This is a genomic window from Hymenobacter qilianensis, from assembly GCF_014489555.1.
Taxonomy (GTDB): domain Bacteria; phylum Bacteroidota; class Bacteroidia; order Cytophagales; family Hymenobacteraceae; genus Hymenobacter; species Hymenobacter qilianensis.
In genome coordinates this window covers 3726844-3751057 of sequence record NZ_CP060784.1, presented here as the reverse complement: position 1 = coordinate 3751057, position 24214 = coordinate 3726844, and the positions used below count along the sequence as shown (strand labels likewise).

The window sequence follows — 24214 nt, the reverse complement described above, 5'->3', positions numbered from 1 at the left end:
GCAGGTGCAGCAGCGGCAAACCTTGTCGCAAGGACGAGTTTAGACAAAAAAAATGAGAGGCTGGGGTAAAAAAGCCCCCAGCCTCTCATTTGCTTACTAATAAGCCCTGTTAAGGTTGCTTAATCAGCATCGGCGACTTCTTCTTTCAGGGCTGCTTTGTTGATGGATTTTGCATCCTTCACTACGACTACTGCCCCGTCTTTCAGCTTCTTATGCACCGTGGCGTAGGGGCCACTGGCTACTTCGTCGCCCGCTTTCAGGCCGCTGAGGATTTCAATATTGGTGATGTCGCTGATTCCGGTTTTTACGGGCACCATCACGGCCTTACCGTCGCGAATCACGAATACCACTTCCTGCACATCAGTCGGCGCAGCCTGGGCGGTTTCCTCCGCATTCCCCCGCCGCCCCGGCCTACACGCACGCTTGGACCATCGGCTTTGTCGGGGCCGGCAATGGCCGAGCTGTCGGTTTTGGTAGTTACGGCATTCAGCGGCACGCTCAGCACGTTGCTTTTGCGGTCGGTGATAATGTCGACGGAAGCTGTCATACCGGGGCGGAACGGGACAATCGTACGGCCACCCACATTGCGCACTAGGTGCTGATAGGACTCGGGCACCAGCCGGATCCGCACTTCAAACTCGGTTACCGCCTCGGCCGTCAGTGCGTCTTTGGCCGTGTTGGCCACGCTGGTCACGATGCCCCGGAATTTCTCGTCCTTGTTGGCGTACGAGTCCACATCCACGTTCACTGAGTCGCCCAGGTTCACGTCGATGATCTGGTTCTCGTTTACGTTTACCCGCACCTCCATCGAGTTCAGGTCGGCGATGCGCATGATTTCGGTACCAGCCATTTGCGAGGTGCCAACCACGCGCTCTCCACGCTCCACGTTCAGCTTGCTGACGGTGCCGCTGACGGGCGCATAAATAGTGGTTTTCTCCAGGTTGCGGCGGGCCTCATCCAGTGAGGCCTGCGCACTGGCCACCCCCGACTGCGCTCCGCGAATGCTCTGGCGCGCACTGTTGATTTCTTCCTGGCTGGCGTCGTAGGCGGCTTTGCTGGCCTCGTAGTCAGCCTGAGAAATCACCTTCTGCTTATAAAGCGAAGCGTTGCGACGATAAGCCAGCTCGGTTTGCTTGGCATTAGCCAGCAGCTGCTGAAGCCGCGCCCGGGTCTGACCGACGTTGGCCCGCTGGGTGTTTACCGAAGCCGACTGCATGTTGACCATCGCTTGGTAGTTGTCGGGCCGGATGCGCAGCAGCAGCTGGCCTTTTTTCACCGAGTCGCCTTCGGCCACATACAGCTCCGTGATTTCCCCCGATACGTCGGGCGATATTTTCACTTCAGTTTCGGGCTGCACTTTGCCTGAGGCGCTTACTTTTTCTACGATAGTCGCTGGCCCGGCTTTCGCCGTAATAACTTCGGTACCAGCAGGCTGGCCTATCCATCCTTGCTTTTTGGCCACCATGTACCCGGCTATTAATAACACCAGTACTCCCAGCAGAATGTATAGTAAGCGGTTGTTTTTCATGTTCGAAAAGAAGTCCAGCGTAGGGAAAGAGAAGGCAAATAAATCAATTAATACTAAACTAAGAGTGTCCCTGTAGCTGGTTTTCTATGGCTGTCTTACGCTGGAGCTTCGCACGGCCTTTTTACCCATCTATTTCAGCCGCGCTGAGGGCCTTCTGATGGCTGGGGGCTTTTTTGCCCCCCAGCTTTCTGCCCTAAGCCCGAACTCCGGCAGTCTTATAAAGTCAGCGGGTTGCCCTGGTAAAACTCTAACACCTTCCGACGGAAAATAAACTCATACTTTGCCTGAATCATGCTCGATTCAGCTCCGTTGAGGTTGTTTTTGGCAATGTTAAACTCCGTGCCGTTCAGCAGGCCGTTGTTGAAGCGAATTTCGGCATTCTTGTAGGCGGTGTTCAGCGCCTCCACCTGGCGGCTGGCCGAGGCAAACCGGCGCTGGGCTGCTACCGCATCGGCGTAGGCCTGCTGAATGGTTTGCTGAAGCTGCAAGCGCGTCTGAGCGGCCCGTAGCTCGGCCTGCTTTACCGCGATCTGGGAGCGCTGCACGTTCGTACGGGTCTGCAAGCCATTCAGAATCGGGATTTGTAGGGAGAATTGCAGGGCACGGCCAATATTATCCTTTACCTGGTCGCTGAACGAGGTAGGAAGCAACTCAAAATTGGGCTGACGAGGCGTGAGTACCGCAAAATTAGTGGGGCGCGGCCCAGCTATTGGGTCAATCTGAAATACAGGCAGCGCAGCGCCCGCTATGGAGTCGCCGGTAAGCACCCGCGCAAGCCGGGCCGAGGAGAAACCGGAGAAAACGCTAGCTCCAAAAAACAGGCGAGGATAATAAGCCCCCGCGCCACCTCAACGCCCCGAATAGAGCTTTGCACGCGCAGGTCGGCTGCTTGTATCTGCGGCAAAAAACCCTGTGCTGTCTGGTAGGTGGCGTTAGGATCAAAGTTTAGCGTCGATTGCTCGTCGGGGTCCGGCAGGTTAGGTACTTCAATCTGGAAGGCAGCGGCACTGGCGGGGTCCAGATTAAGCAGCTGGGCTAGCTGCAGGCGCGAAATGTCGCGCTGGTTTTGCGCGGTTACTAAGTTCAGCTCGTCGGAAGCCAGCTGCGCCTGGGTATCCAGCAGATTGCTTTCGGCCACGCTGCCAGCCGCGAGCAGTTTTTTGGTCCGTTCCAACTGCTGCTGGGTGGTATTTACCCGCAACTCATTTGTGCGCACCAACTCCTGATTTAAGACAAGCTGCAGAAAGGCCGCGGCCACATTCAGCGACAAGTCATTGCGGGCCTGCTCGATGTCGGCCAGGCTTGCCTTGTAGTCTAATACATTGCGCTTCACGGTATTGCGCAGCTGAAACCCCGAGAAAACATTCAGCTGGGTATTAGCCGAGAAGTTGTTGGAACGAATTGTCTGACTCACGAAGTCGTTGGTCAGCGGGTCGAGGCCGGTACCATAGTTCCAAGCTTGGGTGCCATTCACGTTCGCCGTAGGTAGTAAAGCCGCCCGGCTTTGACGCAGATCAGCATCGCTGAGCTCAGCTGAAAGCGAGCTTTGACGCACGTTCAGGTTGTTCTGCACGGCGTAGTCCACGGCGCGCTGCAGCGTCCAGGGGCCGCTGGGCACGGACGCCGGGGCGGCAATCGTGCCAGCGGGCGGCTGAGCGGGCGTAGTCGTTTGAGCCAACCCTGGTACGGCCAGCAACAACCAAGTGCTTGCCCCCACGGCAGCCACTCGATAGAAAAGCGGAGTACGAGTTCGTTTCATGTGTGTTTGGTCTTGATGACGTAAGAGTTCTGGCAACTAGGACTTTAGGCTTCGCTTGAAACTGAGTATGAGCGGGATCAGGGCCTAAATATAATAAAAGGTACTATGCAACACAAAGTACCTATGTTATTATCTGATAAAATATAGACAGCCGATTTCTGGGGGCTTTTTCCGCCCCGCACACAGCCTATTCGACGGTGGGAATGTAGGTTACCTGATGAACCCAGCTGAGCTGGCGCAGATATTCGAGGGTAATTGGCTTGATGCCCGAGTCCATCTCGATAAACTGACGGGCCAAATCGTTGCGGCCTTTGCGCGACACGAACATGGTGGCGATGTTGCAGTCGTCGTGAGCGATAACGGAGGCGATGAAGGCAATGGAGCCCTGCCGGTCGTCGGCGTCTACAATCAGCGTGTGCAGAGAAGCGGAAAAGTCGGCCGGAAAGCCATCTACCTCCACTATGCGAATGACGCCCCCGCCCCTGCTCTGGCCGATAACCTCCGTCGCGTGGCCGGTGCGCTCGTCGCGCAGCTGCACTTTTATCGTGTTCGGATGCATGGTAGAAGCGTTGCCCACACTCTGAAACGTGTATTGCAGGCCGGCTTCTTTGGCGTGGTCGAAGGCATCGCGGATGCGCTTGTCGTCGGTGGCGTAGCCCAGCAGGCCGGCCACGATGGCGCGGTCGGAGCCGTGGCCTTCGTAGGTGCGGGCGAAAGAGTTGTAAAAAGTGATGGTCGCGTGCGTGGGCAACGACCCCAGAATGCGAATCGCGGCGCCCGCGATGCGCACTACTCCGGCCGTGTGCGAGCTGCTGGGCCCAATCATCACCGGTCCAATCATGTCAAAAATGCTGCTTTTCTCGGCCATAATAGCGGTAAAAGTAGATGTTTCGGTCGGGAAAACAACGCGCGGTCTGACCCGCCACGGTGGAGCTGGGTGGGGGCTTTTCAGGCCTTATGGATATAGATACCAGTAAGTGCAGAAGAGTTGCCTGCGCTGCCGGCTTTCGATAGGTTTTTCGTTCTTTGTTGCCAAACCTAGTACCAGAACGCGGTAGAGACACATATTTGTGTCACCTCGATGAACAACCCGGTCGTGAATCATACAACGCCTTTGTTCAGCGAGAAGACACAAATATGTGTCTCTACAAATGTTCTTTTTAGCTCTCCTATTCCTATGGAAATGCCCCCAACCAGTCCGAATTCACGCCTCAGGTGATGGAACAGCTGCGTCGCCTGCAAGCAAAGTACGCCGCCGACGGCCAGGACCTGGCTGCTTACCTCGAAGGCCTCTTTTACGCCGACTACGTCAACTACTGGGACTACATTGAGCTGGACACCCTGCTGAGCTTACAGCGCCCGCTCACCCAGATTCCGGACGAGCGGATTTTCATCATGTATCACCAGATCACGGAGTTGTACTTTAAGCTTTGCCTCTGCGAGTACGAACAGATAGGCGAGTTGCAGCAGCCCACGGTGGGCGAGCTAGTACTGCGCATCAACCGTATCAACCGCTACTTCGAGAACCTGATCGACTCGTTCGACGTGATGGTGGACGGCATGGACAAGCAGCAGTTTCTGCAATTCCGCATGGCCTTGATGCCGGCTTCAGGCTTCCAAAGCGTGCAGTACCGCATGATTGAGCTGGCTTCTACTTCCCTCGATAAACTAGTGGATAAGGAGAAGCGCCGCCTGCTGGGCGAAGCGGCCGCCCACGAGGAGCTGATGGGCTGCATCTACTGGAAAGCCGGCGCCACCATCGAGGAATCGGGCGCTAAAGCCCTGACGCTGATTCAGTTTGAGGAGAAATACACCCAAACTCTCCACGACCACGCCGCCCACTACCGCACCCGCAACGTGTGGACCGTGCTGGAGCGCCTGCCCGCCGAAGATCAGCGCCACCCGCGCATGGTGCGCGCCCTGCGCCAGCTCGACGCCAACGTGAACGTGAACTGGCCCCTGATGCACTACAAATCAGCGGTGCGCTACCTGGAGCGCGACCCTACCGCCATTGCCGCGACGGGCGGCACCAACTGGAAGAAATATTTGCCCCCCAAGTTCCAGCGCCGCATCTTCTACCCTCAGCTTTGGACCCAGCAGGAGTTGGAGGAATGGGGCAAAGCTTGGGTTGAGGAAGTGTTGGGGGAAGCGCAGGTTCCGAATAACTTAAATTAGAAAATGGTTGCTTGACGCCTCACGTTAGCTAAAACACATCGGCCGCCGCTCCTGCTTCCAAAGCAAGAACGGCGGCCGATGTGTTTACTGGAGACTTTATGAAATTAAAAGACCGTCATGCTGAGCTTGTCGAAGCATCTCTATCGCTTCGTTGAGATAGTACTGATTACTACTCGGTAGAGATGCTTCGACAAGCTCAGCATGACGTTCTGTTGTATTCTGGATTCTACGTTACTCTCTAAGCAGCTTCCGTAGCAAATACTACAGCTACAACTGCGCCTTCGCAGCGCCAGCTACTTTAAAAGCAACCTGCGAGTTTTCCCAGGCCATGGTTACGGTGCCGGCTTTATCGGCTTTGATGGTGAACTGCTCCACGGGTTGCGCGGTCTTGGTGGGCTTCACTTTTACGCGCAGGGCATCCTGCTTTTCGTCGTATTTGAAGGCGCCCCACTGGTTGGCGGTTTTATTGAAGATAATCGTCCATTCCTGATCATTGGGGATGGTGAACAGAGCGTATTTGCCAGCGGGCAGCGTCTGCCCGTTGATGGTAACGGCCTGTTTGGCTTCAAACGTGGTGGCCTCATTCGCCCCCGTACGCCACACTTTGCCATAGGGCTCCAGCTCGCCGAATATCTTGCGGCCGTTCATGGATGGCCGGCTGTACTCGATGGTAAAGTTGGGGCCGGTAACCGTGGCGGGCGGACTAGGCCGCTTGCTTTTATCTTCGGGGGCTTTTTTGGTGGTCGTTTGAGCAACGGCGCTGCCCACGAACAGTAGCATAACCCAGACGAAGAGAAGCAGGAATTTGGGAGTGGGGGTTTTCATACGGTTTTGGGTAGTTAGAGTGAAAGAAATGCCAGTACAACCAACTCAGCCCGCTTTGTTATAGACGAGCAATGAGTAAAGGATTGAACAGCAGGGTGAATGACGCAATATTCACCAACAGGTTGTTGTAGTTGACACCAAAATTGTGGCCTGCCGAAGGGCGCCTGTAGCTTAAAACCCGGTTCAACCGTATGGTTGGCTTACTGGGGGGCTTTTTTGGGCTTGGGGCTGTGGTTTGTGAAATTCCAAACCAGCGCCGAAGCACTCCGGAAGCCATCCATCTTGTCCGTTTTCACCTCGTCTGTATGACTTACCTCGCCAACCCGGAGCGCTATTCTTCCATTATGCAGTACCGTCGCTGCGGCCGCAGCGGCCTGAAGCTGCCGGCCGTGTCGCTGGGCTTGTGGCAGAACTTTGGCGACGTTGATGTGCTCGAAAACTTCCGCGCTACCCTGCGCCTGGCCTTCGACCACGGCGTGACGCATTTCGATCTAGCCAATAATTACGGTCCGCCCCCCGGCACGGCCGAAACCAACTTTGGCCGCATCCTGAAAGAAGACTTCCGGGCCTACCGCGACGAGCTGATTATCTCCACCAAAGCGGGCTACACCATGTGGGACGGCCCCTACGGCGACTGGGGCTCCAAGAAATACCTGGTTTCCAGCCTCGACCAAAGCCTGCGCCGCATGAAGCTCGACTATGTGGACATCTTCTACCACCACCGCCCCGATCCCGAAACGCCCCTGGAGGAAACCATGGCCGCCCTCGACCTGATTGTGCGTCAGGGCAAGGCCCTGTACGTGGGTATATCCAACTACCAGCCCGCCGAAGCGGCCCAAGCCATCAAGCTTCTGGGCGAGCTAGGCACGCACTGCCTGATTCATCAGCCCAAATACTCCATGTTTGAGCGCTGGGTAGAAGATGGCCTGCTGGACTTGCTGGAAGCCGAAGGCGTGGGCTGCATCCCGTTTTCGCCCCTGGCCCAGGGCCTATTAACAGACAAATACCTACACGGCATTCCGGCCGACTCGCGGGCTGGGCGCGGCGGACCATCGCTCAAAGAAGACCAGCTCACGCCCGAGCGCCTCACTCAGATCAGCCGCCTGCATCAGCTGGCCCAGGAGCGCAACCAAAGTCTGGCCCAAATGGCGCTGGCCTGGGTGCTGAAAGATCCGCGCGTGACATCGGTGCTCATCGGCGCCAGCCGCCCCGCCCAGCTCCAGGATTCGTTGCAGTGCCTGCAAAGCCCGGAGTTTAGCGCGGAGCAATTGAGCACGATTGAGGAAATTTTGGGGTAAAAAAGCCCCCAGACCGTCATGCAGAGCGGTAGCGAAGCATCTCGCGTGCTGAGGTTGCCAAGCTAACCGTCATGCTGAGCGGAGTCGAAGCATCTCTCCCGCTTCGTTGTAATGCCATTGGTTAGTAACCAGTAGAGATGCTTCGACAGGCTCAGCATGACGTTCTCTTTTGTTGATTAGCACTCCTCACATCAGCACGCGAGATGCTTCGCTACCGCTCTGCATGACGTTCTGATGTAGTAGGATCAGATCTGGGGGGCTTTTTTACAAATTCATTTGACAATTTTATATGGCTGCTACCCTTTTTAGCCCGCTGCGTTTGCGGGGAGTTGAGTTGAAAAATCGCATTGTGGTTTCGCCCATGTGCCAGTACTCCTCGGAGGATGGGTTTGCCAATGACTGGCACATAGTGCATCTGGGTAGCCGAGCCGTGGGCGGCGCTGGCCTTATCATCTTTGAAGCCACTGCCGTATCGCCCGAAGGCCGCATCACGCCCGATGATCTGGGCCTTTGGAAAGACGAGCACATTGCTGGCTTGCAGCGTATTACCTCGTTTATCACCGCGCAGGGCGCCGTGCCGGGCGTGCAGTTGGCTCATGCCGGCCGCAAAGCCAGCATCAGCAGCCCCTGGAAAGGCAACCAGCCAGTACCAGTTGCCGAAGGCGGCTGGCAGACGGTAGCGCCCAGCCCCCTCCCCTTCCGCCCCACCGACCCCACGCCGCTGGCTCTGGATGAGGCTGGTTTGCAGAAAGTAAAAGATGACTTCCGGGCCGCCACCCAGCGGGCGCTGACTGCTGGTTTTAAGGTGATAGAAATTCACGGGGCTCACGGCTACCTGCTGCACGAGTTTTTTTCGCCCCTCAGCAACCAGCGCACCGATGCTTACGGCGGCTCCTTCGAGAACCGCATCCGGCTGCTGCTGGAAGTAACGGCTGCTGTCCGCGAAACCTGGCCCGCGGAGTACCCGCTATTCGTCCGCATTTCGGCCACCGATTGGGTCGATGGGGGCTGGACAATCGACGATTCCGTAGCCTTGGCCCGCGAACTGAAAAACCACGGCGTGGACCTGATTGACGCCTCAACCGGAGGCAACGTGCCCGATGCCAAGATACCGGCCGGACCGGGCTACCAGGTGGAGTTTGCTGAGCGCATTCGGCAGGAAACCGGCATGCCTACGGGCTCGGTTGGCATCATTACCACGGCAGAGCAAGCAGAGGAGATTCTGGCCAGCGGGCAGGCTGATCTGGTGCTGCTGGCCCGCGAGTTTCTGCGCGACCCATATTTTCCCCTGCACGCGGCCCAGAAACTCGATGTGGATTTGGCCTGGCCCGTGCAATATGAGCGCGCAAAGCGTAAGTAAAGACGGCCCCACTCATCAAGCAAAGTTTCTTAGAAGGTCCGCTGAAACGGGGTAGAGACGCAATAGTTGGAATCCCCTCGTCTGCGCCGTTAGCGCTTTTTTCAGCCGATTGTGCTACGAGGGAACTACCATGTGCACTAAGCGGCCCGTGGCGGTGTTCCATGCGTATATTTGCCCCCCAGCAACGTTTTCTCACGGTTTAAAGGTTAACTCCCTTTCGCCCCATGTTCGATAAGAAAGAAATTGAAGTGCTTCTTCCGCCCGAAGTAGCCTACGACGAATTTGCCCGCTACCGCGCCCTGCTCAACGCCGTGGGCGCCCAGCCCGGCGAGGCCGATTTTGTGCACCTGCGCAAGCGCTCCATCGATGCGCGCGGCCGGCAGCCCCTCGTTCGCCTGCGCGCCGATATATGGTTTCAGCCCCCGCCCGCCGATATTTTTGGTCCCTGGTTTCGGTATCCTGATGTAAGTCAGGCTCGGCGCTCGGTTATTATTGTGGGAGCTGGGCCGGCTGGCTTGTTTGCAGCTTTGCGGGCTATTGAGCTGGGTATCAGGCCCATCGTGCTGGAGCGCGGCAAGGACGTGCGTACCCGCCGCCGCGACTTAGCGGCCCTGAACAAAGACCACGTCGTGAATCCCGACTCCAACTACTGCTTCGGCGAAGGCGGCGCGGGCACTTACTCCGATGGCAAGCTCTATACCCGCGCCACCAAGCGCGGCGACGTGGGCCGTATTCTGAAGCTGTTGGTGCAGCACGGTGCCACTCCCGATATTCTCGTCGATGCCCACCCCCACATCGGCACCAATAAGCTGCCCCAGGTGGTAGCTGCCCTGCGCGACTCCGTGCGCCAGGCCGGCGGCGAAGTGCGGTTTGAAACGCGGGTTGAAGATTTGATTCTCGAAAAAAACCACCTGCGTGGGGTTGTCACGGCCACGGGCGAAGCGGTGGAGGCGGATGCGGTTATTCTGGCTACCGGCCACTCGGCCCGCGACATTTATGAGCTCTTGCACCGCCGCGGTGTGCGCGTAGAGGCTAAGCCTTTCGCTCTCGGTGTGCGCGTGGAGCATCCACAGGCTCTTATCGACCAGGCCCAGTACCGCCGCCAGGACCGCGGGCCGCTGCCGGCGGCTTCGTATTCTTTGGTGCACCAAACGCAGTGGCGCGGACAGCAGCGGGGCGTTTTCTCGTTTTGCATGTGTCCGGGGGGCTTTATTGTGCCCGCCGCCACGGCTCCCGGCGAGGTAGTCGTGAACGGTATGTCGCCGAGCCGCCGCGACTCGCGCTTTGCCAATTCGGGCATTGTGGTAGCCGTGGAGCTGGAAGAAATGGACCTGAAGCGACACGGAGCGCTGGCCGGTTTGCGCTTGCAGCAGGAAATTGAGCAGCGCGCCTGTGCGCTGGGGGGCAATTCGCAGGCTGCCCCGGCCCAGCGCCTGGGCGATTTTCTAAAAGACAAGCTTTCTCCTGAACTGTTGGAAACCTCTTACCAGCCGGGCCTGGTATCAGTGCCCATGAGTCAGGTGCTGGGCGTCGGGCTTACGGACCGTTTGCGTCAGGGCTTCAAGGCGTTCGGCCAAAAGATTCCCGGCTACACCACCAACGCAGCCCAGATTGTGGGGGTAGAAAGCCGCACCTCCGCCCCCGTGCGCATCCCCCGCGACCCAGCCACCTTGCAGCACCCGGAAATCACGGGCCTGTTTCCCTGTGGCGAAGGCGCGGGCTTCGCGGGCGGCATCGTGTCGGCAGCAATGGACGGAGAGCGGTGCGCGGAGGCAGTATTGGCGGTGCTAGCCTAGAAATCCTCCCTACCTTGCTCTTTACCGTATAAACACTCAACGGCAGCTCCGCTGTTTACTCTTTATACAACTAATGGGGTGCGTTTCTACGCACCTTCCTGCCATATGAAAAAGACTCTCGTTCTTGGCGCCAGCGACAACCCTGCGCGCTATGCCTATAAAGCTGTTCACTCCCTGAAGCGCCACGGCCACGACGTAGTGCCCGTGGGCCTGCGCAAAGGCCAGATTGCCGGCATCGACATCCACACCGACCGCCCCACCGACTCCGAAATAGACACCGTAACGCTCTATGTAGGTCCGCAAAATCAGCCCACCTGGTATGACTACATCCTGGATTTGAAGCCCAAGCGCATCATTTTTAATCCTGGCACTGAAAACCCGGAACTGGAGCGCATGGCCCAGGAGCGCGGTATTCAAACGGAAGAAGCCTGCACGCTGGTAATGCTGTCGATTGGCAATTACTAAGTGTAAGCTGATGTATAAAAAAGCCCCCCAGAAGTATTCCTGGGGGCTTTTTGGTTCTGGCGTGGGCCTCACCCCCGGCGCCTACTGCCAAAAAGCCGAAAGCAATCTTTTTTCACAAAAAAAGCCCCCAGAGGCAACCCCTCCCGCAAAGGTTGCATCTACCCCATCAAACGCCCTGCTACTGTCTCTTTCTACTCCGCTTTTCTCGTGACTGACGCCGACCTCATTGCTGCTTGCCGCCAAGGTAACAGCCGCGCCCAGAAGCTGCTCTACGAGCGGTTCGCGGGCCTGATGCTGTCGGTGTGCTCACGCTACCTGCGCCACCGCGAAGACGCGGAAGAAGTGATGCTGATGGGTTTTGTGAAAGTATTTAAAGCCTTGGATCAATACCGCCACGAAGGCAGCTTTGAAGGGTGGATCCGGAAGATAATGGTGAACGAGGCCCTGGGCCAGCTCCGCCGCAAAGAACCGCTCCACCTGGCCATCGACGATTACCCCGTAGACGTAGCCATCACGGCGGCCGACGCGGAAAGTGATCTGAACGCGGCCGATTTGATGCACATGCTTACCCAATTGCCCGCCGGTTATCGTACCGTATTTAACCTTTACGCCGTAGAGGGCTACACTCACCCCGAAATTGCCGAGCTGCTGGGCATTACGGAGGGCACCAGTAAATCGCAGCTGAGTAAGGCTCGGGCCATGCTTCAGCGCCGCTTAGGCGGGGCCAGCAATGCCGCAGCCTCCACCTCCTCACCCAAAGAATATTATGCAACCGGAAGATATTGATAAGCTGTTTCGGGAAAAGCTGGAGCGCCACGCGCCCCCGCCGCCCGACTACCTCTGGGCTCAGCTCGAAGCCGAGTTGCAGCCCGCCCGCAAGCGCCCCGTTATGTGGCTCTACGCCTCGGCAGCCGTGATTACGCTGCTCATGCTGGCCGGCGGCGCGTGGCTGTGGCGGGGGCAAATCTGGACCCCGCTGTGGGTACGGCAGCAAAAATTACTACGCAGCCCGCTGCTAAAACGACCGAAGCGGTTTCTTCGAAAAATTCATCTTCTCAGGCAACCCTTCCCACCGCCCAGCCATCTACCCCATCAGAAGCCGCCGTAGCAACGGCTCCTACGAAACAGCCCGCGTTGGATGCGCAACCAACGCAGCCGCTTCGTTCCAAGCCAGCCGCTACTCGCCAACTGGCCCGCGCTACAGCAGTTCCCCGCTCATCATCACCTAAAAAGCTAAGTACCAAACCCGCGCAGAACACCATGGTAGCTTCCCTCACCCCCACCAAAGCGCAACCGGAGCGCCCCGTGGCCGAGGAAACGCAGCTAAAAGCCCCCAGCAGCTCCCAACCGTAGCCGCTGCCACTACTACCTCAGCCGCGCCTACGGGACCAATAGAAGTGGAAGTGCGCCAGTCGTCAGCAACGGCGGCCCTGGCAGCCAGCCAGGCGGCGCCGCGCCGGGGCCGCCTCGGTGGGCAGGTGATGCGTCAGGTAACCAATGCTCTGCGCGGCGAACCAGTATCCTTACCCCGCTTACCCGAGGACGTGACCGTGACGGTACGGCCTCCGGGCGCCAACCACGCCCTAGTCATTCAACTCTAATTTCTCCTCCATCATGAACCGCTTCTACACCCTGCTGGCAGTAGTGCTGCTAGCCCTGGCCGCGCCTTGCCGCACCCTGGCCGCCGCCCCTGCTCCCGATGACACCATTGTGGTAAAACTGCCCAACCAGGCTACAATGACGCTGTTTGTCAAGAACAAAGCCCAGCTGCGCGAGCTGCGCAACTACAAGCTCGACTCGCTGATGATCCTGCTGGATACCTACATCACCCAGGCCGAAGCCGCCGGCAAAACCTCCAAGACGGAGACGGTAACGATGGAGTTCTACCCCGCCAAAGACCAGCCCGGCAAGCAGGTACCCGAGCAGATTCGGGTGACGGTGCGCACCGACGAAGGCAAAAAGAGCGACACGGAGCGGGTAGATGTAGTGTTGGGCCGCGCCTTCGGGGTATCGGTAGTGGAGAATGGCGATGATGACCACGTTTCCATCAAAGTAGGCACCTCAGCCATCGACGACTCCACCCGCAACGCCCAGCGTGAGGCCAAACGGCAAGAGCGCGCCGCCCGCCCCGGCCACAGCGACTTCGGCATCGACGTGGGGCTGAACGCGCTGGTAAATCGCAATGCCACCACCGCCGAAGACTTCGACCTGCGCCCCTTCGGCTCGCGCTATATCAGCTTCAACTGGCACTACCTGTACCGCCTAGGCCCTCAGGGCAGCCCCGTGCGCCTGCTCACCGGCCCCGAGTTGTCCTTCAATAACTACATGTTCGATAACAACCGTCGCCTGTTCAACCCGCCCACCGGCACCGGCACGGTCATCGAAACAGAGCCAATCCTTGACCTTGATAAAAGCAAGCTCTCTACTACCACCATCAATCTGCCCCTCATGCTGGTGCTCAACACCAAAAATAAGAAAGGCAACGACGACGGTTTCCGCCTTGGCGCAGGAGGCTTTGCAGGCTACCGCCTGGGCAGCCACACCAAAATCAAATATGACAACGACGGCCGCAATCGCAAAGACAAAGACCGCGGCAGCTTTAACCTGGAAGATTTCAACTACGGCCTGCAAGGCTTAGTCGGAATTGGCGGCATGGATTTGTTCGTCAAGTACAATCTGAACGAGCTGTTCAAAGACGGCCGCGGCCCCCAGGCCCAGACGCTCAGCTTCGGTGTAACGTTCGGAGGAATATAAGCTTAGCTTCCAATTAAGCACCCAAAAAAGCCCCCAGACGTGTCTGGGGGCTTTTTTGGGTGCTTACGCTACAAGAACATGGTCATTAAGCACTTACTAATGTCAGGACTTAATGACCACACCGCTTAGCCTTATACTGGCTTATGAACCCGTCCGCTCAGTTTGTTATTATAAAATGTTGAAACACAGCTTATTAGTATCATATAAAGTTGTTATGCAGTGTGCAGCTATACGAGTGATTTAGAATGATATGCACATTTTAACTTGTACAATAATTAAAATTATTATAATTTTTAATAAAATATTAATATGATATTATATGAAAGCCTTCTATTATCTCGCTAGGTGTGGCGTGGCTGCTTTGCTCCTAGCCTCGCTCACGAGTTGCCAAGACATCTTGGAGCAGTACTTCCCTAAGCCTACCCCGCCTAGTATCCCTACCTTCCCTCCCTTAGGCCTGGACATTCCTTTTTATGCTTTGTCCGGCGGCACTCGTCTTGATGCCTATTCCACGACGGACCCCGCCACGCGCACGGCTTCCGTCGCTATTACCGGCCTAGTTAGTGGCGAACGAATCCTAGCCATGGACTTCCGACCGGCTACGGGCCAGCTTTATGGGGTCAGCAATGCTGATCGCCTCTACGTCATCAACCAGAGTACCGGCGTAGCGCGCGCAATCGGTACGGGAACCTTCTTTCCGGAGCTGAGGGGTAATCTGTTGGGCTTTGATTTTAATCCAACCACAGATTGGATTCGGGTGGTAACCAGCACCGGCCAGTTTCTGCGCCTCAATCCGGAGACGGGCACCGTCGCAGCCATTGATGGTGCGATAAATGGCGCAGCGGGCGCGGTTGTGACCGGGGCGGCTTACACCAACAACACGGCCGGCGCTACCACGACGACCCTCTATGCCATTAACACGCACAACCAGCAGCTTTATTTAGTTAACCCGCCTAACAATGGTACGCTCGTAGCCGTGGGTAACCTGAACTTGAACGTTAGCGGCGACGGGGGTTTTGACATAGACGCCAAAACGGGTACTGCTTTGGGTTTGTATTCAGTTAATGGCAGCCCCACCCTCTTCACGGTAGACTTAGCCACCGGCGCGGCGCGGCGCCTCGCCCAATATGCTTCCGGTTCGGGCTATACGGGGATTGCCATTCCTACCCAGCCGGTTGCCTATGTCAGTGCCGGGAGCAGCCTCGTGATTTTTAATCCCACCACGCCATCCTCGGCCACAAACCCTGCCCCGCTCGTTGTTAAGCCTATTACGGGACTAGGTGAGGATGGGGGCGTGTTCATGTTGGATTTTCGCCCCGCCACCGGTCAGTTATATGGCCTCGCGACCTCGTCTAATATCCCGAGGACCCGGCTTTACACCATCAATCCGGCTACGGGAGCCGCGACGCTCGTGTCTCCAATTAGTCTCCCCGGATCCAACCTAAGCGTAAGGGATATGGATTTTAATCCCGTTACCGACCGTATCCGCCTTTTTATGGGGAGAGGAGGCAATGACCCATCCCGTAACCTACTGATTAATCCCACTACTGGCGAGGTGGTAGAGGACACCCCTATCACGCCTTCAGAGGATATTCCTTTTACCTGTGCCCACACTAACAGCTTCGCCGGGGCGACGAGCACGACTTTGTACGGCCTTAAATATGAGCCATTTAATAAGAATGATTCCAGAATTTGGATCACTCAGTTAACAGGGCCCAGTGAGAATCAGTCGGTAGAACTGCGAGAATTGGGACTGGAACAAATTATCGGGGGCAGTATGGATATTGGCGGTACCAGCAATACGCCCTATGCCCTGTTAATTAAATTCGCGGGGAGTGGCCCCGATCTCTATACCATTAATCTGAATTCGCCATCTGCCCCTCCCACCACATTTGTGGCTCATTATCCTGCCAGTCTCGGCTTTGGTTTTGCGCTTGGCCTTGGCTTCTAGCCAGCCATTCCCTACCTCAACTATTACCTATTACCCCTATGTTGATGCAGAAGTCCAAGCGCTACGGATGATGTTGGAGGCTACAGCCACAGCATGAGCGGGTTAGTTAAATTTTCTTCAAATGCTATCTCTTTACTATACCGCTATGAAAACACGTGTTTCGCTTGCCAAGCTCGGGGCCGCGGCCTTGCTGCTGGGGTCACTCTCTAGCTGCGAGGACATCTTGGAGCATTACTTACCCAAGCCTACTCCCCCGCCACCTGCTACGCCCACCTTTCCTCCCCTAGGGCAGGACATTCCTTTTTATGCCTTATCCGGTGGCACGCGGCTGGATGCCTATTCCACGAAAGATCCCGCAACCCGTACGGGCTCCGTGGCAATTACCGGCTTACCAAGCGGCGAACGAATCCTAGCCATGGACTTCCGCCCCGCCACGGGTCAACTTTATGGGGTCAGCAACGCTGACCGCCTCTACGTCATCAACCAGAACACCGGGGTAGCCCGTGCGCTAGGAACGCAAGCCTTCAACCCCAGCCTTGCCGGCGACTTATTCGGGTTTGACTTCAATCCCACCCAAGACCTCATTCGTCTGGTGACAAACATGGGCCAGAGAGTGTTCGTAGACCCCGTTCCGGGCGCGATTAGATTTCCTGGAACAATCTTCGGACCGGACGGGGCAACCTTCACAGCGGTGGCCTATACGAACAATGTCGCGGGAGCCAAAACGACAGAGCTATATGTCATTGACTCGCAGAACCAACAGCTCTACCTGCTCACCCCGCCCAATCCTAGCTCCAGTTCTGCTCTGGACGAGAGCCGGTTGGTGCCAGTGGGCAAATTGAACCTGCCTATCAGCGGCGATGGAGGCTTCGACATTGATGCCAGGACCGGCACGGCCTTAGGTCTTTTTCCGGTCAATAAGAAGCCCACGCTCTTCACGCTGAACCTGTCCACCGGCGCCGCCCGCCCCTTAGCCCAGTACAATGCCAGCCTGGGCTATACCAGTATCGCTATTCCGACCCGGCCTGTGGCCTATACTTTTTGGGGGTAGCACGCGGCGGGCTCCTGGTTATTGACTTGACCAACCCGTCTATAGACATCAGGATAGGCGCGGCCGTCGGCGGCGCGGCCGTTCTAAGGTGGATAGGGCTGGATTTTCGACCTTCGAATGGCCAGCTCTATGCCCTGGCTCGAATCGTGGGGGTGGTAATGACCTATATACTATTAATCCCGCCACGGGGGATACCGATTATGTGAGCCATGTACCAGTAATAGTTGACTCCGACGACCCCGGGTTTGACTTTGATCCCATTACCGACCGCCTTCGGGTGGTAAGCAGTTCAGGCCAGAACCTGAGCATAAATCCCAGCGATGGTACGGCCACCGTCGAGCGCCCCCTCACGCCTCCCGACCTAGGAATTTATACAGCCGCCTACTCGAACAACTTCACGGGTACCCCAACGTCTACGCTCTATGTCATGGGCCGCGTGAGTGGGAGCCAGGGCAACTTTCCCACGGTTGGTACGCTGTATCAACAGATGCCCCCCCAGGAGGGCACACTGGTAAGAGTCGGTGATCTGGGCATCCCAGCCGTCCTGACGGGCAGTTTTGACATTGGCGGCACCACCAATACGGGCTATGCCATTCTCAACGCGGCCGGCAACTCGGCCTTATACAAGGTTGATTTAGCGACCGGCCAAGTAACGCTCGCCAGTTCCTCCTACAATAGCGTCACGCCCATTGGCCTAGCTGTGGGGCTGGGTTTCTGATCTTACTACGCTGTTTATTAAACACCACCTTATCGTCAACAAATCAGCGCAGGCTGGTGTGGTACAGAATTATGCTGAGCCTTGCAAACCCAATGCCTATGAGAGAAAGGATCAGGTTTTTAAGAATGCTAATCTGCTTTATCGCAATCTGTATTCAGGTATTTGAATAATTATAGTAGCCCAATCAGCTATGAATTGCCGAGCTACGTATGAAAAATTACATGAATCATATTCATTCTTCTTTCCATCCTATCTTCTCAGTTCTATGCTAAAATTCTCTTCCCTCGCCAAATGGGGCGTGGCTGTGCTATTATTGTCCTCGCTGAGTAGCTGCGAGGATATACTAGACCAGTATTTCCCCAAGCCCACGCCTACCCTACCTACTAGTCCTATCCAGACGGTAGCATACACAACCTACGCTGACGCTGTTACACCAGGGTCCGGCGATGGGGCATGGCAGAATGGATTGATTATTTTCAATCCTATTACGCTGGCGAAAATCCAGGAAATGCCGATTACGGGCTTGAGCGCTGTAACCGACCGCATCTTTGGGCTCGATATACGCCCCGCCACCGGCCAACTCTATGCTCTGGTTGCCACGACCAGTGCGACCGATGGCCGCCTGTATACTATTAACCCCGCCAATGGAGCTGCTACGCTGGTCGCACCCGTCAGCATTCCCCTCAGTGGGTCCCTTACCCTTGGGTTCGATTTTAACCCCGTCGTGGATAGGATTCGGATTGTGACCAACTCAGGTCAAAACCTTCGGGTGAATCCGGTTGACGGCGTAGCAATTGAAGATGGGCGTATTAATGGAGGCAACGCCAATAGAGTGGTGGGCTTAGCCTACGATAATAACGTGGCTGGCGCTACCTCCACTAACTTGTACGCGCTAGATTTCACAGAGGATAAGCTTTACTTAATGAACCCGCCCAATGCCGGGACGATCACAGAAATTGGTCCCTTAAGTATCAACTTCCTCTCCGATGGCAGTTTCGATATTGGCGCCACTAGTAAGAAGGCTTACGCGGTCATGAGCGGCCCGAATGTGGGGCGTTTGTATTCGATCAATTTGACAACCGGCGCGGCCACAGAATTAGGAGACTTCGGCTTTCCACCTATCAGGCCGTCGCCCACGCCAGGCTTCGTCTTCGCGCCCTTCATCACAGGCTTCACGCTCGGGTTAGGCCTGTAATTTTCCTTTCCTTAGGATAATAAGAAAAAGCCCCCTACTTAAGAGCAGGGGCTTTTTCTTGTTCAAGGGCTCAAGCTTAGTGGAGGGGCAAATGCTTTCGAGATTTTCGCAATTCTAACCAGTGGCCTTTGCAGCATTTTATGCGTCCAACATGAAAGGTTGAGAGGGAAGAAAAGAAGGCAACAAATAGAATGAGAACTTGGATTTTATTTTGACAACCTCGCATCTTATGACCTTAGCACACCGTAGTGGTTAAAGCGAATCATTCAATTTATTCTTTCTTTCATTTTATAATCTTGTTTGTATGCTAAAACACTTATCCCTCGCCAAATGGGGCGTGGCCGTACTGTTATTGTCGTCGCTTACAGGCTGCGAAGACATCCTGGAGCAGTACTTTCCCAAACCTACCCCGCCACCTACTAATCCAACTCCTCCAAATTTAGGATTAGACATTCCCTTTTATGCCTTATCCGGTGGCACAAGGCTCGATGCTTATTCCACAAAAGATCCTGCAACCCGTACAGCCTCGGTTTCTATAACCGGCTTACAGAGCAGTGAACGAATCCTAGCTATTGACTTCCGGCCAGGTACTGGGCAGCTCTATGGGGTCAGCAGTGGCAGCCGTATTTATGTGATTAACCAGAACACGGGTAAGGCTCACGTTATTGGGGCGGGGGCCTTTTCGCCAGCGTTGGGGGCAATGTGGTGAGTTTTGATTTCAACCCTGCGGTCGACCGCATTCGGCTGGTCACGAGTACGGGCCAAAATCTGCGAATACATCCAGAAACCGGGGCAGTGGCCGCTACTGATGGCAATATCAACGGGGCCGCAGGCGCGACTGTAACGGGTGTGGCTTACACCAACAACGTAGCCGGTGCTAGCACGACTGCCCTCTATGGCATCAACACGCAGAACCAGCAGCTTTACTTGGTTAACCCGCCTAACAACGGCACGCTCGTAGCCGTGGGCAATCTGAACTTGAACGTTAGTGGCGACGGTGGCTTTGATATTGACGCCAAAACGGGTACCGCGCTGGGCCTATATTCAGTTAATGGCAGCCCCACACTTTTTACCGTGGATCTGACCACAGGTGCAGCTCGCACGTTGGCTAGCTACAGCACAAGTTTGAACTACACTGGTTTAGCTATTCCTACACGACCTGTAGCTTATATTGTCACCAATGTAAGAAACGGGCTCGATGTAACATTTAATACGTTTACTATTATTGACCCCACGGACTCAAACAGTTACACGACAAAGAGCGTTACTGGTATTGGTGTGGGTGAAAGTACTATTGGTGTAGACTTTAGGCCCGCTACAGGTCAGCTGTACACCATCGTAATAGCGAGAGACAGGTCAAGTAGCCGGCTTTATACCATTGACTTGGCCACTGGCGCAGCTACCCGCGTGGCTGATTTAAACGCTAATGTGACAGTAGTAAGTGCGGGTAATTTTGACTTTGATCCTGTTACAGACATGATTCGCCTGGCGAGTTCATACGGCCAGAATTTCCGCGTAAATCCAACTACCGGCTTCACTACTGCTGATCCTTCTTTCGGTATTCCTGTAGGTAGTAATCTACCCGTTAATCCTCGAACAATTGCCCACGATAATAATTTTGTGGGTGCCACGGCAAGCAACCTTTATGGTATTGAATACTCCGTTAATCTCATCAGTAAGCTCTACCAAATTATTCCCCTCGTAACTGGGCCTGATAATCTGAGACAAATAGGTGATGTAACCGCCGACGTACGCGACCTGGATATTGGGGGCACCAGCAACACCGCCTATATGTTTGTTAACACTGTCAACGGCCCCAATATGTACCAGATTAATACGCTCAACCTGTCTACAGGGGCGCGTACGTTCGCTCGGTCGATTAATATTCCTGGAATCGATGGATCGAATTGGATACCTAGTGGCTTCGCATTAGGCTTGGGCTTCTAAGGTTTACTATTTCGCTTTATCTAGTTCAGTAAAAAGCCCCCGCTCCTGAGCGGGGGCTTTTTATATTTCTTACACTGAAAACTTTTGTGAGCTACTCACAAGCAAGCCTACGCGTTATCCTTCGGCTCCGGCCCGCGAAACACGTCCGTACCGTCTACGGGGGGCAATTTTACCGGCCGGCCTTCGCGGGCCGACTGGTAGATGGCTTCCATAATGCGCTGGTCCTGTAAGCCTTCCTCGCCGGGCGTATGGGGCTGCTTGTCTTCCAGCACGCAGGCGGAAAAGTGGTCCATTTCGGCCGCAAACTGATTTACCGGGCTGATGGTAATCTGGTTCTGCATCTTGGCGGGGCCCTCGGCGTGGGAGGTTTGCAGCTGCTGGCCCTGGTAGGCGTAGGCATTGTTCAGGTGCATCCAGCCTTTCTCCCCGTTGACGCGGTAGAAGCGCGAGTCGTGGGTGTTGTAGTGCGTGATGCAGTCGACCAAAATGCCCCCCGGAAAGCGCATCTGCCACGACATTACTTCCTCTACTTCCTTAAACAGCGGGTTGCCGGGCGTGCTGTAGGAGTAGCCAAATACTTCCGTCGGCTCAGTGCCCAGCAGGAAGCGCGAGGTGTTCAGGCAGTACAGGCCTATATCCGGCAGGGCGCCGCCGCCAGCCAGAGCTTTTTTATGGCGCCAATGGTCGGGGTTGGCGGAGCTTTGGCTGTTCTGAGCCTGAATGTACTTGGTTTTGCCCCACTTGTTTTCCCGCACCATGCTGCGCACCAAGCGGTTGTAGGGCTCATACTGAATGCGGTAGGCAATCATGAGCTTGCGGTTGGCTTTTTTGCAGGCCGCAATCATGGCCTCGCACTCGGCTGCGGAGTTGGCCATGGGCTTTTCGCAGAGAATGTGCTTGCCCGCCTGCGCCCCCGAATGGTGTACTCGGCGTGCATGGAGTTGGGCAGCACGATATAAATCACTTGCACCTCCGCATTGTCCTTGAGCTTGTCATAATCCGCGTAGCTGTAGCAGCTTTCGGGCTTGATGCCGTATTGCTTCGCCACCTTTTGCAGCTTCTCCGGCGAGCCGCTGACTAAGGCTATTGGCCTGGATTTTTTGCACTCGCCGAAAGCCGGCAGCAGCTCTTCCAGCGTGAGGTGGCCCAACCCGACCAGCGCGTAGCCCACCCGCTGATCGGGGGGCAAAGGCGTGGGCGTGGGGCCCGATTGGGGGTCTACATCCGACTTCCAGGCTTCCAGCTCAATGGGCTTCTCTACCCCCGCCGGCACTTTCGCTGGTGGCGACACGGCTTCCGATGAGGGCACTTGCTGGCCACCGGGGCCCGTATAGACGGTGGCGGCAGTTGCCTCCGAGGCTGGGGTGCCGGTGGTCGGGGTAGTGGCTTTGGCCGCCTCCCCACCCGCCTTATCCTGGCAGCTGGCAAACGTGCTGGCGGCGACTCCTACGGCCAGGCCCCGCCCGGCCATGGTCAAGAATTCTTTACGCGATACTTCCTGGCCGGCCTGACGCAGGACTGTGTTTAGTAGACTGTTAGTAAGTGACATAGCACACTGGTTGTGTAAATGAGCTGGTAGAATAGTGCGTGAAATGAAGTATAGACAAGCTCTACGGGTGTTTGGGGTGAAACAGCTACCTACCTCACCCATAGTGTTCTTTTCGCCGGCTGATAAAGCGCAAATCAGGCTGAATTACCCCCCAATAGCCTCGACTGCCGTGTAACTGGAAATGTGCATCGGCGACCGGGTCTGCGCGGCGGAAAAGCGCATAACATAAATCATCCAGCTGCTTGACACCCATCATATTACCATCCTTAATTAATAAGGATATTCGAAGTAAAATCCAGCACCTACTATGTACACAATCATGCGGCGCAGTTGATGCAGGCCGCCACCAGATGAGGCCCGCGCCCACGGTTTTTCAGAAAATCTTCTGATCAGTGGATGGCCGGCTCAACTGCTTCTCTCAGGCCAGTTGGAGAAGCAAGCCGGGAGTAGCTGGCCGCCCGCTTGCTTGTTTTTACGCAAGCTTTTCCGGCTGCTGTCAAGACCACTCTGGTCTGGAGGCCAGCCCCCGCTGTCACTTCTCATTTTCACTTAACTGCTTATCAATCATGCGTCAGAATTTAAGTTCCTACGACCGGGTGATTCGCATTCTCCTGGCAACCTTTCTTACCGGCTTTCTGGTACGGCAAGGCTTCAGCACTCCCGTTCTACTGGCCTGGCTGCTTGTTCCGCTCACGCTGTTGCTGACGGGCATTGCCGGCTATTGCCCCTTTTATTCCCTGCTGGGCATTGCCACGCATCACCAATCGCGGAGCTGACTTCATTCGCTGATAAAGCCTGCCTTTGCCGACCTTGCGCTGTGGCTTCCGTGGCTACCCTGTAATGGCCGTAGCGGCAAACAGGGCACTCACCGACTTCCATTTCCCTACCTATTACTCTATTGTATATGCAGCCTACCTTCGTTGTCTTAACGGATATGTCAGCTTCCGCCGAGGTAGCCCTGACGTATACCACCCGCCTGGCCCAACTCCTGCATGGACGGATGGTGCTGCTCCACGTATACCTCGACCCGATGCTCGCGCCGGAGGCTGCCGCCATGGCCTCGCCCATTACGGTAACCAGCCGCAAGGAGACGATGGCGTACATGGTACAGCGAGCAGAGGAGCTGCCTGTTCCGGCTGAGGCCGAAATAGTGTTGGATATGCTAAGCCCGGCCTTGGCTGACGTGGTAAAACGCCACAAGCCCGTGCTGCTGGCGTTTGGGCGGGAGGAGCCCTTCAATCTGCTGGACAGGCTGATGGGCAATTGGGCGCTGCCCTTTTTGCAGCAGGCCCAGCATCCGCTGCTGGTGGTGCCCGAAGTGTGGAAGGATACCTCCCTGCCCCAGCGCGTGGTGGTGGCCACCGATGATAAAGCGTTTTGGCTGAGTGCGCCTTCGCTAGCCCTCACCGAGCTTATGGCCAGTCTGAAACCTACTACTACCGTCGTTCATGTGGCCGAGGCAGCCGGCCCTTCGCGTGCCGATGTGGGCCTGGCCTCCGCAATGCGCACGGGGCTGTTTGGCCATCTGACCGATAACAGCCTGTACGAGGTATGCGAAGAAGCGCCGGCCGACGGCATTCTGCACGCTGCATCGGAGCTGAAGGCCCAGCTTATCGTAATGCTGGCGCGGCCGCATACGTTTCTTGGGGGCTTTTTCACCATAGCGTCACGGCCGATATCCTGCGCCGCAGCCCGGTGCCCGTGCTGGTGCTGCCCACCACGGCTTAAGGCAATATTCAGAGCAAAGAAGGGAGTCGAAGGTTCCGGCACTAGCGCCGGAACCTTCGACTCCCTTCTTTGCTTTCGGCGCTGAAAAAGCCCCCTAGGCCAGCTTAACCCGATA

General features: G+C 56.1%; 25 protein-coding genes and 1 pseudogene. 18 read left to right on the top strand and 8 right to left on the bottom strand.

Annotation, left to right across the window (positions count from 1 at the left end):
- Window positions 1-119: 119 nt before the first annotated feature.
- From H9L05_RS24050 to sdaAB, 5 genes are all read right to left on the bottom strand, one after another.
- Entirely contained in the window at window positions 120-359 is a 240-nt protein-coding gene (locus H9L05_RS24050; RefSeq protein WP_223284524.1) for a hypothetical protein, read from the bottom strand.
- On the bottom strand, window positions 338-1528 hold the full coding sequence (locus H9L05_RS16885) for an HlyD family secretion protein (protein WP_223284523.1): 1191 nt from the start codon (window positions 1526-1528) through the stop codon (window positions 338-340). The genes H9L05_RS24050 and H9L05_RS16885 overlap by 22 nt, the downstream gene beginning before the upstream one ends.
- 215 nt (window positions 1529-1743) lie before the next feature.
- Window positions 1744-2295: a TolC family protein gene (locus H9L05_RS16880; protein WP_187731918.1), complete on the bottom strand. Its 552-nt coding sequence runs from the start codon at window positions 2293-2295 to the stop codon at window positions 1744-1746.
- The gene (locus tag H9L05_RS16875; RefSeq protein WP_187731917.1) at window positions 2274-3287 is read right to left on the bottom strand and encodes a TolC family protein; all 1014 of its coding nucleotides are present in this window, start codon (window positions 3285-3287) and stop codon (window positions 2274-2276) included. Before H9L05_RS16875 ends, H9L05_RS16880 begins: the two co-directional genes overlap by 22 nt.
- Before the next feature lie 187 nt (window positions 3288-3474).
- A complete protein-coding gene (gene sdaAB, locus H9L05_RS16870) occupies window positions 3475-4155 on the bottom strand; it encodes an L-serine ammonia-lyase, iron-sulfur-dependent subunit beta (RefSeq protein WP_187731916.1) in 681 nt (226 codons plus the stop codon).
- A gap of 350 nt (window positions 4156-4505) precedes the next feature.
- On the opposite strand from sdaAB, the gene H9L05_RS16865 reads away from it, so the two are divergent.
- Window positions 4506-5462, top strand: a complete 957-nt coding sequence (locus H9L05_RS16865) for a tryptophan 2,3-dioxygenase family protein (protein WP_187731915.1) — start codon at window positions 4506-4508, stop codon at window positions 5460-5462.
- A gap of 267 nt (window positions 5463-5729) precedes the next feature.
- Here H9L05_RS16865 and H9L05_RS16860 read toward each other — a convergent pair whose 3' ends face one another.
- Window positions 5730-6287, bottom strand: a complete 558-nt coding sequence (locus tag H9L05_RS16860; RefSeq protein WP_223284522.1) for a DUF2911 domain-containing protein — start codon at window positions 6285-6287, stop codon at window positions 5730-5732.
- Between the two features lie 305 nt (window positions 6288-6592).
- Between H9L05_RS16860 and mgrA the strand changes: the two genes are divergently transcribed.
- From mgrA to H9L05_RS16785, 15 genes are all read left to right on the top strand, one after another.
- Window positions 6593-7585, top strand: a complete 993-nt coding sequence (gene mgrA / locus H9L05_RS16855; protein WP_187731914.1) for an L-glyceraldehyde 3-phosphate reductase — start codon at window positions 6593-6595, stop codon at window positions 7583-7585.
- Between the two features lie 289 nt (window positions 7586-7874).
- Entirely contained in the window at window positions 7875-8945 is a 1071-nt protein-coding gene (locus H9L05_RS16850; protein ID WP_187731913.1) for an NADH:flavin oxidoreductase/NADH oxidase, read from the top strand.
- A 224-nt stretch (window positions 8946-9169) separates the two neighbouring features.
- Window positions 9170-10741, top strand: a complete 1572-nt coding sequence (locus H9L05_RS16845; RefSeq protein WP_187731912.1) for an NAD(P)/FAD-dependent oxidoreductase — start codon at window positions 9170-9172, stop codon at window positions 10739-10741.
- Window positions 10742-10846: 105 nt separating this feature from the next.
- Complete coding sequence (locus tag H9L05_RS16840; RefSeq protein ID WP_187731911.1) at window positions 10847-11206, top strand: CoA-binding protein; 360 nt, start codon at window positions 10847-10849, stop codon at window positions 11204-11206.
- Window positions 11207-11413: 207 nt separating this feature from the next.
- Entirely contained in the window at window positions 11414-11992 is a 579-nt protein-coding gene (locus H9L05_RS16835; protein ID WP_187731910.1) for an RNA polymerase sigma factor, read from the top strand.
- Window positions 11973-12314 carry a hypothetical protein gene (locus H9L05_RS16830; protein WP_187731909.1) on the top strand — a complete coding sequence of 114 codons (342 nt, stop codon included), beginning with the start codon at window positions 11973-11975 and terminating at the stop codon, window positions 12312-12314. Before H9L05_RS16835 ends, H9L05_RS16830 begins: the two co-directional genes overlap by 20 nt.
- Before the next feature lie 26 nt (window positions 12315-12340).
- Window positions 12341-12559 carry a hypothetical protein gene (locus H9L05_RS16825; protein ID WP_187731908.1) on the top strand — a complete coding sequence of 73 codons (219 nt, stop codon included), beginning with the start codon at window positions 12341-12343 and terminating at the stop codon, window positions 12557-12559.
- Between the two features lie 50 nt (window positions 12560-12609).
- The gene (locus H9L05_RS16820; RefSeq protein WP_187731907.1) at window positions 12610-12807 is read left to right on the top strand and encodes a hypothetical protein; all 198 of its coding nucleotides are present in this window, start codon (window positions 12610-12612) and stop codon (window positions 12805-12807) included.
- Between the two features lie 13 nt (window positions 12808-12820).
- Window positions 12821-13960 (top strand): outer membrane beta-barrel protein, encoded by a 1140-nt coding sequence (locus H9L05_RS16815; protein ID WP_187731906.1) that lies wholly within the window; start codon window positions 12821-12823, stop codon window positions 13958-13960.
- A 319-nt stretch (window positions 13961-14279) separates the two neighbouring features.
- Window positions 14280-15911 carry a DUF4394 domain-containing protein gene (locus H9L05_RS16810; protein WP_187731905.1) on the top strand — a complete coding sequence of 544 codons (1632 nt, stop codon included), beginning with the start codon at window positions 14280-14282 and terminating at the stop codon, window positions 15909-15911.
- Window positions 15912-16056: 145 nt separating this feature from the next.
- Complete coding sequence (locus H9L05_RS16805; RefSeq protein ID WP_187731904.1) at window positions 16057-16962, top strand: DUF4394 domain-containing protein; 906 nt, start codon at window positions 16057-16059, stop codon at window positions 16960-16962.
- Window positions 16963-17050: 88 nt separating this feature from the next.
- Window positions 17051-17680 (top strand): DUF4394 domain-containing protein, encoded by a 630-nt coding sequence (locus tag H9L05_RS16800; protein WP_187731903.1) that lies wholly within the window; start codon window positions 17051-17053, stop codon window positions 17678-17680.
- Window positions 17681-17945: 265 nt separating this feature from the next.
- The gene (locus H9L05_RS16795; RefSeq protein ID WP_187731902.1) at window positions 17946-18875 is read left to right on the top strand and encodes a DUF4394 domain-containing protein; all 930 of its coding nucleotides are present in this window, start codon (window positions 17946-17948) and stop codon (window positions 18873-18875) included.
- A 304-nt stretch (window positions 18876-19179) separates the two neighbouring features.
- Window positions 19180-19584 carry a DUF4394 domain-containing protein gene (locus H9L05_RS25210; protein ID WP_187731901.1) on the top strand — a complete coding sequence of 135 codons (405 nt, stop codon included), beginning with the start codon at window positions 19180-19182 and terminating at the stop codon, window positions 19582-19584.
- Window positions 19581-20822, top strand: a complete 1242-nt coding sequence (locus H9L05_RS16785; protein ID WP_187731900.1) for a DUF4394 domain-containing protein — start codon at window positions 19581-19583, stop codon at window positions 20820-20822. The genes H9L05_RS25210 and H9L05_RS16785 overlap by 4 nt, the downstream gene beginning before the upstream one ends.
- 107 nt (window positions 20823-20929) lie before the next feature.
- Here H9L05_RS16785 and H9L05_RS26365 read toward each other — a convergent pair whose 3' ends face one another.
- Complete coding sequence (locus tag H9L05_RS26365) at window positions 20930-21580, bottom strand: Gfo/Idh/MocA family protein (RefSeq protein WP_317175197.1); 651 nt, start codon at window positions 21578-21580, stop codon at window positions 20930-20932.
- A gap of 99 nt (window positions 21581-21679) precedes the next feature.
- Window positions 21680-22293, bottom strand: a pseudogene (locus H9L05_RS26360) (Gfo/Idh/MocA family protein); the annotation flags it as partial.
- A gap of 644 nt (window positions 22294-22937) precedes the next feature.
- Between H9L05_RS26360 and H9L05_RS16775 the strand changes: the two are divergent.
- Both H9L05_RS16775 and H9L05_RS16770 read left to right on the top strand, forming a co-directional pair.
- A complete protein-coding gene (locus H9L05_RS16775; protein WP_187731899.1) occupies window positions 22938-23147 on the top strand; it encodes a YgaP family membrane protein in 210 nt (69 codons plus the stop codon).
- A 128-nt stretch (window positions 23148-23275) separates the two neighbouring features.
- The gene (locus H9L05_RS16770) at window positions 23276-24184 is read left to right on the top strand and encodes a universal stress protein (protein ID WP_187731898.1); all 909 of its coding nucleotides are present in this window, start codon (window positions 23276-23278) and stop codon (window positions 24182-24184) included.
- Window positions 24185-24214 lie beyond the last annotated feature (30 nt).

Bases quoted from the DNA above. Each gene is read 5' to 3' on its own strand.
- H9L05_RS16885 (WP_223284523.1), bottom strand. From the start codon at position 1,528: ATGAAAAACAACCGCTTACTATACATTCTGCTGGGAGTACTGGTGTTA.
- H9L05_RS16875 (WP_187731917.1), bottom strand. From the start codon at position 3,287: ATGAAACGAACTCGTACTCCGCTTTTCTATCGAGTGGCTGCCGTGGGG.
- sdaAB (WP_187731916.1), bottom strand. From the start codon at position 4,155: ATGGCCGAGAAAAGCAGCATTTTTGACATGATTGGACCGGTGATGATT.
- H9L05_RS16865 (WP_187731915.1), top strand. From the start codon at position 4,506: ATGGAACAGCTGCGTCGCCTGCAAGCAAAGTACGCCGCCGACGGCCAG.
- H9L05_RS16860 (WP_223284522.1), bottom strand. From the start codon at position 6,287: ATGAAAACCCCCACTCCCAAATTCCTGCTTCTCTTCGTCTGGGTTATG.
- mgrA (WP_187731914.1), top strand. From the start codon at position 6,593: ATGACTTACCTCGCCAACCCGGAGCGCTATTCTTCCATTATGCAGTAC.
- H9L05_RS16850 (WP_187731913.1), top strand. From the start codon at position 7,875: ATGGCTGCTACCCTTTTTAGCCCGCTGCGTTTGCGGGGAGTTGAGTTG.
- H9L05_RS16845 (WP_187731912.1), top strand. From the start codon at position 9,170: ATGTTCGATAAGAAAGAAATTGAAGTGCTTCTTCCGCCCGAAGTAGCC.
- H9L05_RS16840 (WP_187731911.1), top strand. From the start codon at position 10,847: ATGAAAAAGACTCTCGTTCTTGGCGCCAGCGACAACCCTGCGCGCTAT.
- H9L05_RS16830 (WP_187731909.1), top strand. From the start codon at position 11,973: ATGCAACCGGAAGATATTGATAAGCTGTTTCGGGAAAAGCTGGAGCGC.
- H9L05_RS16815 (WP_187731906.1), top strand. From the start codon at position 12,821: ATGAACCGCTTCTACACCCTGCTGGCAGTAGTGCTGCTAGCCCTGGCC.
- H9L05_RS16810 (WP_187731905.1), top strand. From the start codon at position 14,280: ATGAAAGCCTTCTATTATCTCGCTAGGTGTGGCGTGGCTGCTTTGCTC.
- H9L05_RS16805 (WP_187731904.1), top strand. From the start codon at position 16,057: ATGAAAACACGTGTTTCGCTTGCCAAGCTCGGGGCCGCGGCCTTGCTG.
- H9L05_RS16795 (WP_187731902.1), top strand. From the start codon at position 17,946: ATGCTAAAATTCTCTTCCCTCGCCAAATGGGGCGTGGCTGTGCTATTA.
- H9L05_RS25210 (WP_187731901.1), top strand. From the start codon at position 19,180: ATGCTAAAACACTTATCCCTCGCCAAATGGGGCGTGGCCGTACTGTTA.
- H9L05_RS26365 (WP_317175197.1), bottom strand. From the start codon at position 21,580: ATGGTGCGGGAAAACAAGTGGGGCAAAACCAAGTACATTCAGGCTCAG.
- H9L05_RS16775 (WP_187731899.1), top strand. From the start codon at position 22,938: ATGCGTCAGAATTTAAGTTCCTACGACCGGGTGATTCGCATTCTCCTG.
- H9L05_RS16770 (WP_187731898.1), top strand. From the start codon at position 23,276: ATGCAGCCTACCTTCGTTGTCTTAACGGATATGTCAGCTTCCGCCGAG.